We start from the raw sequence: 12,126 nt of genomic DNA, 5'->3' as shown, positions 1-12,126 counted from the left end.
ACCTTGGCCCTACGCCGGCGCGGCTGTAAGCCTACGTCCCCCACGGGCCGGCGGACCGCTTTCCTCATCCTTCTATGCGACTACCTTTCCCCGCACTTCTGCTGGGCATCGTCCTGCTGCTTTTCCCCTGGTCGGCCCGCGCTACGCACATCGTGGGCGGCGAGCTGGGCCTGCAGTACCAGTCGGGCGACAACTACCAGCTCACGCTCACGCTGTACTTCGACGCCATCAACGGCAACGCCGGGGCCCTCGACCCCGACGCTACGGCGGGCATCTACGAGCGCGGCACCAACCGCCTGGTGCGCAACCTCACCCTGCCGCTGACGCGCAACACCTTTGTGCCCTACACCAACGTGGCCTGCACCATCGGCTCGCTCAGCACCCGCCAACTGGTGTACGAGGCCACGCTGCCCATGCCGCCCAACGAGTACAACCACCCGGCGGGCTACTACGTGGCCGTGGAGCGCTGCTGCCGCAACAACAACATCAGCAACATTCAGGGCCCCGGCAACGCCGGACAGACCTACTACCTGGAATTTCCGGCCGTGGTGCGCGGCGGGCAGCCCTTCCGCGACTCGTCCCCGCGCATCTTTCCGCCCCTGAGCGACTACGCCTGCCGCAACGAGCTGTTTTACTTTGACTTTGGCGGCACCGACGAGGACGGCGACTCGCTGGTGTACGAAATGGCCACCCCGCTCAACGGCCACGCCACCACTTTCGACCCGCGCCCGGCCCAGCCCGGCCCGCAGCCCTACAGCCTGGTGAGCTGGAACCCGGGACTGAGCGAGGCCCGCCAGATGCCCGGCAACCCCACCCTGGGCGTCGACCGCCGCACCGGCCGCCTTACCGTGCGCCCCAGCAACCTGGGCTTGTTCGTGTTTGGAGTGAAGTGCTCGGAGTACCGCGCCGGCGTGAAAATCGGCGAGGTGCGCCGCGACTTTCAGCTGCTGGTCATCAACTGCCCCACCAACCAGAGCCCGCAGATGGCCGTGACGGCGCCCGGCCCCGGCCGCGTAGCCTACGTGCCGGGCCGCGACACCCTGCACCTGCTGCCGGGCCAGGACCGCTGCCTGCGCCTGCGCTTCACCGACCCCGACGCCTCGTCGCAGCTGCGCATGGAGCTGCGGCCGGTCAACTTCACGGCCCAGCTGCCGGTGCCCACCGTCAGCTTCGGCACCGTGCGCGTGCCCGGCCAGCCCGACACGCTCACCTCCACGCTGTGCTTTCCGGAGTGCTTCAGCACCCGCGGGCGGGTGTACCTGCTCGACGTGATTGTGGCCGACAACGGCTGCAGCCTGCCGCGGCGCGACACCGTGCGGGTGGCCTTCACGGCGACCTCGCCGCCTAACTCGCCCCCACAGGCTTCGCTGATTGCCCCGCCCACCACCTTTCCCCTGGTGGCCCAGGTGGGCGACGTGGTGAGCCAGGACGTGCTGTGCACCGATGTCGACAACGACGCCATGACTCTGGAGCTGACGGGCCGGGGCTTCTCGCCCGCCGCCGTGGGCGCCCAACTCGTGACGCTCACCAGTGCCAGCGGCCGCATCACCGCGCAGCTGCGCTGGCCGGTCGACTGCCGCGCCGTCGACCGCAGCCTTTACGAATTTGAGGTGCGCGCCACCGCCAACCCCTGCCAGGAGCTGCAATCGAGCCCCGTGCTGGTGATTCCTGTGCGCGTCGACTACCAGAACGCCGCCCCGGTGCTGGCCACCACCTTCCCGCCCGACGTTCCCGCTGGCCCACCCGCCGTGGTGCGCCTGCTGCTGGGCGAAGTGTACGAGGCCACCCTCACGGGCACCGACGCCGACCAGCACAACCTGAGCTGGGCCGTATCGGACAACCCGACGCTGGCCGCCACGGGCATGAGCTTCCAGGTAACCGGCAGCAGCCCGGGCCGCAGCGAGGCCGTGTTCCGCTGGCAGGCTGCCTGCGACGCCCTGAAGCCGGACTCGCTGGGTTTCGAAGCCACGGCCTTCGTGCGCAACGTCACCTTCGAGCTGCGCGACGCCACCTGCAAGCCCCTGTCGCAGCGGCGCACGGTGCGCTTCGAGGTGATGCGCCCAGCCGCCCCGGAGTTTCTGCCGCCTACCATCTTCACCCCGAACAAGGATGGGCAGAGCCTCAACGAGCACTTTGCCCTGCCCACGCTGCCGCCCGACTTCTGCACCCAGCGCTTTGCCTCCGTCACAGTGTTCAGCCGCTGGGGGAACGAGGTGTACCGCTCCACCGACCGCGCCTTCCGCTGGGACGGCGCCCGGGCCGCCGACGGCGTGTACTACTACCTGGTGAAGTACACCGACGGGCGCACCTTCAAGGGCACCGTCACGCTGCTGCGCTAAGCCCCGGCTTCGTTCAGACTCCTGATAATGCAGGCGGCTCGGCTTTACCAAGCCGGGCCGCCTGATTTTTATGCCCAGTCGGCAACTCAGAACAGAAATAGGAAGACGATGAAGAGCACCACCCACAGCGCGTCGATGAAGTGCCAGTAGGTTCCCAGCAGGCGCAGCTGCAGGCGGCGGTAGGGGTTGCGGATGAACACCAGGGTGCGCACGCCGTCGCGCGCGGCGTGCAGGGTGCGCACCAGCAGGGTGAGCAGCAGCAGCACGCCGCCCAGCAGGTGCACCACGTGCAGGGCCGAAATCAGGTAAACGTAGGTGCCCGACGGCTCGCCGGTGAAAAAGATACCCTGGTTTACCAGTTCGCGCCAGCCCAGCAGCTGCAGGCCGGCAAAAACGGCGCCCAGCATCAGGGTCGCGCCCAGGCAGCGGGCCAGGCCGCGTACGTCGTCGGCGCCGTAGAGGCGCGGGGCCTGGGCCAGGGTGTAGGAGCTGACCAGCAGCACCACGGTGCTGAGTGAGAACCAGCGCGGAAACGGGTGCACGCTGCCCACCGCGCCGTTGTTGGCGCGCGTCTGCACGTACAGAGCCACCAGCACCGCAAACAGCACCACCACGCCCACCAGACCCACGTAGAGCAGCATGGCCAGCGGCGGCACTTTCTCAATGCGGTTGAACGCCGATGCCGGCCGCCCCGCTCCCACTTTGTCTTTGCGTTCCTTATCCGAGTTCATGGTCAGCTGCGGCTAGGGCCGCGGGGTGAAGACCACTCGAAAGGCAGAATGTTTCGGGGTGGAGCAGGTACGGCCTCCGAGCAAGTTACGCAAAAACGCTCCGCGTGGCCAGGCATTTAGCGGGTTTTCTGCGGCCGCAATTACTGCCCGCGGAAGAAGGCCCCGATCTTGCCCAGCACGGCGTTCAGGGTAATCTTGGGCCCGCGCCCGGCCCCGAAGGTCACCCAGGTTTTGCCGGCCACGCGCAGGTCGAGCACCAGGCCCAGGCGCAGCATTAGCTCGTTGAGCTGCTGCAGGGCATTGGGCGCGCCGGCGGACTTGGCCGGCTTGGGGCCGCTGCCTTTCTGCCCCGCACCGGTCAGCTCGTCGAGCACCTGGGCGCTGGGCACGTTCAGAATCAGGTAACGGCCCGAGCCGGCCAGCAGCAGGTCGTGGCCGTTCCAGGTCAGCACCAGCCGGGCCTCGATGTCGAGCCCGCTAGCCACCGATGCCGGGGTTGGCGGGTGCCGGCAGGGCGTTGGCGGGCGGGTTTTCGCCGCGGGTGCGGATGCGCAAGGAGCCGTTGACGCGCCAGGTGGCGGGGGCCGCGGCCGGGTTTTGCGGGTTGGGTACCTGCACTTCCATTTGCTCGAAGGTGCAGGCCAGCTCGACCCCGCCCGAAAGCTTGGAGAGCAGCGAAGCGGCCATGTCGGCCCAGTTGGATTGTGCGGAATCAGCCATAGAATCGAAAGGAAAAAGGCGGCGGAACGGGTTGCAAGAACGGCAGCCGGGCGCAAACGGGCAACGCCGGCCCGCGACCCTGCCGGGGGTGTTTACGTATGCAGCTCGGCAGTTCGTTGACTGCTATCCGCTTTTCTTCGCAATTCCCTTCCTTTATGCGCGCTGTTTTCTTCCGCTTTGGCGGGCTGCTGGCCCTGGGCCTGGCCGCCGCCTGCACTTCCCGGCCCGAAGCCCCGGCGGGCTCGCCCGTGGCCGAAGCCACCGCGGCCCCGGCCGCGCCGCCCGCCGCTACTGCCCCCGTAGCCGCCGCCCCCGACTGCCGCCAGCCCTTCGGCCTGTGCGACGGCACCGAGCTGACCTACCGCCTCACCAACGAGAAAAACAAGCTGGAGGGCGTGCAGGTGCTGAAAGTAGCCCGCATCAGCCAGCACGCGGCCGAAAAGAAAAGCCCGGCCTACGCCGAAGCCCTGCTCAAGAGCAGCCTCTACGACGCCAGCAACCGCCTGCTGCGCAACGACGAGTTTGTGTACCTGTGCCGCAACGACACGGTGCTCACCGATGGCCGCCTGCTGCTCGACCCGGCGCTGCTGAGCTCCTTCCGCGACCGGCGCTTTGCCTACGAGCCCCAGCACCTGCCCTGGCCCAACCAGCCCGTGGCCGGCCCGCTGCCCGGCGGCCGCCTTATCGTGCAGGTCAGCAGCCCCAGCACCGACATTGCCCGGGTGGTGACCACCGTGAGCCAGCGCCAGGTGAGCGGCCCCGTGGCCACTACCACGCCCGCGGGCACCTTTCAGTGCTACAAGGTGGAAGCCCGCTACGAGTACGCCACCGAGCTGCGCCCCGACCTGACGCGCCGCACCGTGAAGCGCGTGACCGACTACTACGCCCCCGGTACTGGGCTGGTGCGTACCGAGATGCGCGACGCCGACGGCGAGCTGGACCGCGTGGCCGAGCTGGTGAAACTGGCGGCCGGTAGCCGCTGAGCCGCGCCGATTCCGTAAGTTTGTAGCGGCTCCCTTCTCTCAGATTCTGACCATGAAACGCACGCTACTCGCTCTCACGGCCGCCCTGGCCGTGCTGGCTTCCTGCCAGCCCCAATCGGCCGCCGACAACGCCACGGCCCAGGCCCCAACCGAAACCGCCGCGGCCCCGATCGAAGGCAAAACCTACGGCGACGCCATCACGGCCGAGGGCGCGCAGCCCTTGTCGGCCCTGCCCACGGTGCTGGGCAGCCAGGACTCGGCCCAGGTAAAGCTGGTGGGCGAGGTAAAGGAAGTGTGCCAGGCCAAGGGCTGCTGGATGAAGCTGGAAACGGCCGACGGCAAGGAAATGCGCGTGCGCTTCAAGGACTACGCCTTCTTCGTGCCCAAGGACATCAAGGGCAAGACGGTGGTGGTCGACGGCTGGGTGCACCGCGAGGAGGTGCCCGTGGAAGACCTGCAGCACTACGCCAAGGACGCCGGCAAGTCGGAAAAGGAAGTGGCCGCCATTACCAAGCCCGAGCAGCAGGTCAACTTCGAAGCCAGCGGCGTGCTGATTCAAAACTGAGCACGGATTGCGGCGGATTTTACGAATTTCGTAGCCGATTCATTTCCAAGTGGTGCCCTGGCTTGCCGCCGGGGCACCACTTTTTTTTCGCCCGGCCCTCCGCCCCATAAATTCACTGGCGGACCCACTGCTTCTCGGCAAGCAGCTGATGATCAGGCGGGGCGATTCAGCGACGCGAAAAGTCGCCGGACGGGTAGCGGGAGCCGGGCGGTTCGGGGTATTTTTACCGCGCCCAATCCGGCTCCGGCCGCTTGCCCCGCTTCCATGACCGATCTGTTCGCCATTCAGGATAAAATTCGCGCCCTCACCGAGCGCCTGCACTACCTCAACCACCAGTACTACCAGAACGACGTGTCGGAGGTGCCGGACCAGGAGTTCGACCAGCTGTTGCGCGAGCTGCAGGAACTGGAGCAGCAGTACCCCGAGTACGCCCAACCCAATTCGCCCACCCAGCGCGTGGGCGGCACCATCACCAAGCAGTTTCCCACGGCCGAGCACCGCTACCCCATGCTCAGTCTGGCCAACACCTACTCCGAAGCCGACCTGCGCGAGTTCGACGAGCGCGTGCAGCGCGGGCTGGAAGGCGCCGACTACGAATATGTGTGCGAGCTGAAGTTCGACGGCGTGGCCATGAGCCTGAGCTACGAGCAGGGCCAGCTCACCCGCGGCGTGACCCGCGGCGACGGCACCCGCGGCGACGTGGTGACCAGCAACGTGCGCACCATTAAGACCCTGCCCCTGCATTTGCGCGCCGACGCCCACATGCCGCCCGATTTTGAGGTGCGCGGCGAGGTGTTCATGCCCCTGAACGTGTTCAACGACCTGAACGCGGAGCGCGAGCAGAACGGCGAGCCGCTGCTGGCCAACCCGCGCAATGCCGCCTCGGGCACCCTTAAGCTCCAGGACTCGGCCGTGGTAGCCGCCCGCCGCCTGCGCTTCTACGCCTACAGCTACCTGAGTTCCCGCCGCGACTTTCCCTCCCACAGCGCCGCCCTCGAAGCCCTCAAACGCTGGGGCTTGCCGGTGTCGGAAACCTGGCGCAAGGCCGGCTCCATCGACGAAGTGCTGGCCTACATCCACGAGTGGGACAAGAAGCGCTTCGAGCTGCCGGTGGCCACCGACGGCATCGTGATTAAGGTCGACGACCTGCGCCAGCAGGACCAGCTGGGCTACACGGCCAAGAGCCCGCGCTGGGCCATTGCCTACAAGTACCCCGCCGAAGCTGGCCGCACCCGCCTGCGCGACATCATCTACCAGGTAGGCCGCACCGGCGCCGTTACGCCCGTGGCTTTGCTCGACCCGGTGCCGCTGGCCGGCACCGTCGTCAAACGCGCCTCGGTGCACAACGCCAACCAGATTGCCGCCCTGGATCTGCGCCTGGGCGATATGGTGTTCGTGGAGAAGGGCGGGGAAATCATTCCCAAAATCACCGGCGTCGATTTGCTGGCCCGCCCCGCCGACTCGCAGCCGGTGGTGTATCCTACCACCTGCCCGGCCTGCGGCACGCCGCTCATTCGGCCCGAGGGCGAGGCCCACTACCGCTGCCCCAACGAGCGGGGCTGCGCGCCCCAGCTCAAGAGCAAGCTCGAGCACTACGTCTCGCGCAAGGCCCTCGACATCGACGGGCTGGGCGCCGAAACCGTGGGGCGTTTCTTTGACCTGGGCCTGGTGCGCACCCCCGCCGACCTCTACGACCTGCCCCAGCGCTACGCGGAGCTGATTCAGCTCGAGCGCATGGGCGAAAAGTCGGTCCAGCGCATGTTTGCCGGCCTCGAAGCCAGCAAGCAGGTGCCCTTCGACCAGGTGTTGTTCGGCCTGGGCATCCGCTACGTGGGCGAAACGGTGGCCGAGAAGCTGGCCGCTCACTACCGCAGCATCGACCCCATGCTGAACGCCTCCACGGCCGAGCTGGCCGCCGTGCCCGAAGTGGGCGGCGTCATTGCCGAAAGCCTGGTGGCCTGGGCGCAGGATGCGGCCAACCGCGAGCTGGTGGAGCGCCTAAAAGCCGCCGGCGTGCAGATGGAGCTGAGCGGCGAAGCCCCGCAGCCCCACAGCGACCGGCTCAATGGACTGACGTTTGTGCTGTCGGGCGTGTTTGAGCAGCACTCGCGCGAGGAGCTGGAGCAGCTCATCAGCCTCAACGGCGGCAAGGTGACGGGCTCCATCAGCAAGAAGCTCAGCTACCTGGTGGCTGGCGACAAGATGGGCCCGGCCAAGCGCGAAAAAGCCCAGACGATGAAAGTGCCCATCATCGGCGAGACGGATTTGCTGGCCATGGTGAAGGACGGCGGGCTGTAGGAATTTTCCCACGGGCGGCACGTAACTGGGCAGGGGCTTTGTTAACTTGGCAAAGCCTCACTCCTACCGCCATGAAAAAGCTGTTACCCTATCTGTTTTATGCCCTGCTGGCCACCGCCGCGGCCGGCTCGACCACCGCCTGCGCCCAGCAGCAGGCCGACCCCAAGCAGACGCAGGCCTTGCTGGCCAAGCCCGGCGTGGTGCTGCTGGACGTGCGCACGCCCGCGGAGTTTTCGACCGGCCACCTGCGCGGGGCCCGCAACCTGAACTTTCTCTCCACTGACTTCACCGACCAGGTAGCCCGGCTCGACCCCAACGCCACCTATGTGCTGTACTGCGCCTCGGGCAACCGCTCCGGCAAGGCCGCGGCCCTCATGCAGCAGAACGGTTTTCGCCACGTGGTCAACGCCGGCGGCTTTCCGGCCCTGAAGGAAGGCGGACTGCCCACCGAATAAGCGGACTGCGGCCGGTTGATGCCGGGTTCTGCCTTTCCCGTCAGGGCGACACGTAAAACGGCAGGTTGGCCGTGGCCGCGCCGCCCTGGCCGTCGAGCAGGGTGGCGTGCAGGCGGTAGCGCCCGGGCCGGGCCGGGGCCACCAGCTGCGCCTGCAGCCCCCAGGCACCTTCGATGCTGCCCGCCACGGGCTCGGGTGGGGTGCTGCGGGGCTTGTACAGGTTTTCCTCGGCCGGCGTCTTATCAGGCACCACTTCCCAGCGCACGCGCAGCGAATCCGCCTCGGGGTCGGTACCCACTACCAGGGCGGGGTAGCGCCGGCCGGCCTGTAGCCGCAGGTCGCCGTGGGCGGTTTTGCCGTTGAGCAGCAGCCCGCCCATTTCGGGTGCCCGGTTGGCCGGCGCCCGCCCCGACCACAGCTCCTGCACCACGTCGACCAGCGCGGTTTTTTCGCCGGCGCGGGTGAACAGGCTGTACCAGGTATCGGTCAGCTCAAACTTGTGGCCCCAGTAAAACACGTAGGCGCCCAGGCAGCGGGCGCTGTCGGCGCGCACCGACGTGAGGTACAGCTGCCGGGCGAAGGCGGCTTTCTGGGTGCTGGTTTCCTCAATGGGCGCGTTCCAGCTCGTGCGGTCCGATTCCCACCAGCCTTTGCCCCCGTATTCGGTCACGATGTAGGGCTTGTTCCAGCCCAGGCGACGCAAATCGGCGGGCAGGGTTTGCAGGCTGCCATACGCATTCACCGAGAGAACGTCCAGCTCGGGGCACCAGGCGCGGATGTTGCGGATCATGCCCAGCTGCCCGGTGAGCGTGGTGGTGACCGGGTGGTGCGGGTCGAGCTCGTGCACCATGCGGGCCAGGTCGTTCACGGCCTCGTACACCATGGGGTTGGTGGCTTCTAGGTCCAGCTCGTTGCCCAGGTTCCACATCAGCAGCGCCGGGTGATGGCGGAAGCGCAGCACCTGCTCGCGCACGTGCTCTTTCTGCCGGCGCACCGCCGCCGCGTCGTAGTAGTCGAACCCCTCCTGCTCGCGCTCCAGCCAGATGCCCAGCATTACGGTGAGGCCCTGCTGCTGGGCGTCGTCGAGCAGGGTTTCTGCGTAGTCGGTGCTCCAGAGCCGGATGGAGTTGCCCCCGGCCTGCCGCACCGCCGCCAATCGTTCGAGCCCGCCGGCACCTTTGATGTAGTACGGCTGCCCACCGCGCAGCAGCCGGGCTTGCCCGTCGCGCATTTCCACCTTCACCGGCACCACACCCGCGGGCGGACGGGGCTGCGGCGGCTCGGCCAGGGGCCGCTGACAGGCCACTAATCCGCCCAACAGCCCCCCAACCACCCAATCAGCCAGGCCAGACAACACTACGCTTCGGGGTAGATTCAGCTTCATAAAGCCTGTGGGTTGCATTAGGCGACAACTACGGATGGCTCGTACACCCGGCAGTGCATCTTACTAAAAAATCAGCAAACTAAAATTAATTTAGTTATAGTTTTTGTAAACAAAATCCTTAAATTTCCCTTATTGGTGCGCTGCGTCGCCGATGTCCTTTTCCTGTTAGGCCCGCAATTGGGTCGGCTGAACTCCCAAGGCTATGGGCAACATTTCCGCACCTGCAACCGCTGCTGTTCCCAATCACTGCGTAGCGCCGCGCCATAATCAGCTGCTGGCCGGTACCCGGGAAATGCGCGTGCTGGTGGCACTGGGTTTGATCTTCGTGGCGCAGTTCCTGTACTGGTTTATCGACCCGCGCCACGTGGGGTACGCGCCTTTGTTCTGGCTGCTGGTGGTGTCACTGAGCTTCAAGCTGCTGCGGCTGCTGCACGAGTGGTACCACTACGTGAGCGTGAGTGAGCCGCAGCCGCCCGTAGCCGCCGCCCGGCCGCTGACGGTGGACGTGCTGACCACCGCCTGCCCCGGCGAGCCGCCCGCCATGATCGTGCGCACCCTGGAAGCCATGCAGGCCATCCGTTACCCGCACACCAGCTACCTCTGCGACGAAGGCAACGACCCCTACCTGCGCCAGGTATGTGAATCACTGGGTGTGGTGCACGTCACGCGCACCCTCAAGGTCGACGCCAAGGCCGGCAACATCAACAACGCCCTGCGCCAGGCCCGCGGAGAATGCTGCGTGGTGCTCGACCCCGACCACGTGCCCGCCCCCGACTTTCTCGACCACGTGATGCCCTACTTCGCCGACCCGCAGGTAGGGTTTGTGCAGGTTGTGCAGGCCTACGGCAACCAGGCCGAAAGCTGGGTGGCCCGCGGGGCAGCCGAGCAGACCTACCACTTCTACGGCCCGCTGATGATGGGCATGAACCGCTACGGCACGGCCCAGGCCATTGGGGCCAACTGCACTTTTCGCCGCGCCGCGCTGGATTCCATCGGTGGGCACGCGGCCGGCCTCACCGAGGACATGCACACGGCCATGCGCCTGCACGCGGCCGGCTGGGAGTCGATATACGTGCCGCGGGTGCTGAGCCGGGGGCTGGTGCCGGCTTCGCTGGGCGCCTACTACGCCCAGCAGCTCAAGTGGGCCCGCGGCGCCTTCGATTTGCTGTTTCACGTGTACCCGCGGCTGTTTTCCCGCTTCACCTGGCGCCAGCAGCTGCACTACCTCACCCTGCCGCTCTACTTCCTGGGAGGACTCATGGTGCTCATCGACCTGGTAGTGCCGCTGATTGGCCTGGGCATCAGCAAGTTTCCCTGGTACGTGTCGCTGCCCGAGTTTGCGGTGCACATGGGCCCGGTGCTGGCCATGAGCCTGCTCATTCGGGTGCGGGCGCAGCGCTGGCTGCGCGAGCCCCACGAGGTGGGCCTGCACCTGGCCGGCGGGCTGCTGCGCGTGGGAACCTGGTGGGTGTACTTGTTGGGCTTGGTGTATACCTTCCTCGGCGTGCGCGTGCCCTACATTCCCACGCCCAAGGAGGGTGAGCGTCGCAACGAATGGCGCCTGTGCTTGCCCAACGCGGCCGTGCTGGCCGTGTCGCTGGGCTTGGCCGGCTACGGCCTGTTCTACGTGCACGACGCTTACGGCTGGCTGCTGGCTGCCCTGGCACTGACCAACGCCACGATTATGCTGGTGGTGATACTGATGGGCCAGCAGGCCCTGCTGCACCGGCTTGGGCAGCGGGCCACGAATTTCCCCGCCGGCCGGGCACTCCGGCAACAACTCAGCCTCGTCCGCACCTGGACGTACGCGCAACTGATGCCGCAATTGCAGCGGACGGCCCTGCCCCTGGCCCTGTTGCTGGTACTCGGCTATGGGCTGGGCCAGCGCAAGCTGCAGCAGTGGATTGCCCGCGAGCAAACCTGGCAAACGGAAAAGTGGCTGTGGACCGGCGACCAGCTGGTGCGCACGGGTTTCACCCTGCCCGAATTCCCCGCGCTGCGGGCCCTACCGGCCAGCGGCCAGCCGGCCACCGCCGCAGACGCTTCTCAACCGGGTATCGTGCAGGTAATGCTACCCCCCGGCGCGATTTCGCCGGCCGTTCGGCAAACCCTTGTCGGCCTGCCCCCGCGCGAGCTTACTGCGCTTATTACCTGGCCCATCAGCCCGGCCGAGCTGCGCGAGCCGGGCTGGTGGCGGCGCATTCGGCCGCTGGCCCGCCTGCCCCACCCCATCATGCTCCGCCCGCAGGTGCTCGGCAGCAGCTCGGCCCGGGAGCACCGCCGCGCCTGGCGGCAGCTTAAAGCCGGGCTGCGCCGGGCCGGGCTGGGCAAGACGGTGCTGGTGTGGACCAGCCCTCAGCCCGACTCGGTGGCCCAGTACTTTCCGGGCACCGATTTCGTTGACTGGCTGGCCGTAGAGGCCACCCGGCCCGGTACCGTGCAGGCCGACTACCACAGCTTCCGTCGCCAGGTGGCCGCGCAGCCGCAGTTTCACCTCATCCCCGTGATGCTCTTCAGCCCCGAAGCGCCGCGACCAGCCCGGTCGCGGCAGCTGGGTCGGCGCTTTCCCGAGCTGAAAGCGGTGGTGTTCGGCCCGCCCGCTGCCATGCGCCAGCCGGTGCTGGCCCAGCAGTAACGGTGCTCCCAAGGGG

General features: G+C 67.2%; 10 protein-coding genes. 6 read left to right on the top strand and 4 right to left on the bottom strand.

Features of this window, described 5'->3' with window-relative positions; genetic code table 11:
- Nucleotides 1-74 precede the first annotated feature (74 nt).
- Nucleotides 75-2,339, top strand: coding sequence for a gliding motility-associated C-terminal domain-containing protein (locus ACE191_RS03635; protein WP_400190822.1), 2,265 nt, complete (start codon nucleotides 75-77; stop codon nucleotides 2,337-2,339).
- An 86-nt stretch (nucleotides 2,340-2,425) separates the two neighbouring features.
- On the opposite strand, the gene ACE191_RS03630 is transcribed toward ACE191_RS03635, so the two are convergent.
- The 3 genes from ACE191_RS03630 to ACE191_RS03620 form a co-directional block, all read right to left on the bottom strand.
- A complete protein-coding gene (locus tag ACE191_RS03630) occupies nucleotides 2,426-3,070 on the bottom strand; it encodes a heme-copper oxidase subunit III (RefSeq protein WP_400190821.1) in 645 nt (214 codons plus the stop codon).
- Between the two features lie 140 nt (nucleotides 3,071-3,210).
- Nucleotides 3,211-3,555: a hypothetical protein gene (locus ACE191_RS03625; RefSeq protein WP_400190820.1), complete on the bottom strand. Its 345-nt coding sequence runs from the start codon at nucleotides 3,553-3,555 to the stop codon at nucleotides 3,211-3,213.
- Complete coding sequence (locus ACE191_RS03620) at nucleotides 3,548-3,790, bottom strand: hypothetical protein (protein ID WP_400190819.1); 243 nt, start codon at nucleotides 3,788-3,790, stop codon at nucleotides 3,548-3,550. The genes ACE191_RS03625 and ACE191_RS03620 overlap by 8 nt, the downstream gene beginning before the upstream one ends.
- 155 nt (nucleotides 3,791-3,945) lie before the next feature.
- On the opposite strand from ACE191_RS03620, the gene ACE191_RS03615 reads away from it, so the two are divergent.
- From ACE191_RS03615 to ACE191_RS03600, 4 genes are all read left to right on the top strand, one after another.
- Complete coding sequence (locus ACE191_RS03615; protein ID WP_400190818.1) at nucleotides 3,946-4,773, top strand: hypothetical protein; 828 nt, start codon at nucleotides 3,946-3,948, stop codon at nucleotides 4,771-4,773.
- Between the two features lie 52 nt (nucleotides 4,774-4,825).
- Nucleotides 4,826-5,338, top strand: coding sequence for a DUF4920 domain-containing protein (locus ACE191_RS03610; RefSeq protein WP_400190817.1), 513 nt, complete (start codon nucleotides 4,826-4,828; stop codon nucleotides 5,336-5,338).
- 264 nt (nucleotides 5,339-5,602) lie between these two features.
- A complete protein-coding gene (gene ligA, locus ACE191_RS03605) occupies nucleotides 5,603-7,636 on the top strand; it encodes an NAD-dependent DNA ligase LigA (RefSeq protein WP_400190816.1) in 2,034 nt (677 codons plus the stop codon).
- Nucleotides 7,637-7,707: 71 nt separating this feature from the next.
- The gene (locus ACE191_RS03600; RefSeq protein ID WP_400190815.1) at nucleotides 7,708-8,091 is read left to right on the top strand and encodes a rhodanese-like domain-containing protein; all 384 of its coding nucleotides are present in this window, start codon (nucleotides 7,708-7,710) and stop codon (nucleotides 8,089-8,091) included.
- A gap of 40 nt (nucleotides 8,092-8,131) precedes the next feature.
- On the opposite strand, the gene ACE191_RS03595 is transcribed toward ACE191_RS03600, so the two are convergent.
- On the bottom strand, nucleotides 8,132-9,475 hold the full coding sequence (locus tag ACE191_RS03595; protein WP_400190814.1) for a glycoside hydrolase family 2 TIM barrel-domain containing protein: 1,344 nt from the start codon (nucleotides 9,473-9,475) through the stop codon (nucleotides 8,132-8,134).
- A gap of 202 nt (nucleotides 9,476-9,677) precedes the next feature.
- On the opposite strand from ACE191_RS03595, the gene ACE191_RS03590 reads away from it, so the two are divergent.
- Nucleotides 9,678-12,110, top strand: coding sequence for a glycosyltransferase (locus ACE191_RS03590; RefSeq protein ID WP_400190813.1), 2,433 nt, complete (start codon nucleotides 9,678-9,680; stop codon nucleotides 12,108-12,110).
- Nucleotides 12,111-12,126: the final 16 nt, after the last annotated feature.

Origin of the sequence: Hymenobacter sp. B81 (genome assembly GCF_044628455.1) — a bacterium.
GTDB lineage: Bacteria > Bacteroidota > Bacteroidia > Cytophagales > Hymenobacteraceae > Solirubrum.
The sequence above is the reverse complement of the archived record's forward strand: the minus strand, read 5'-3'. Positions and strand labels throughout refer to the sequence as shown.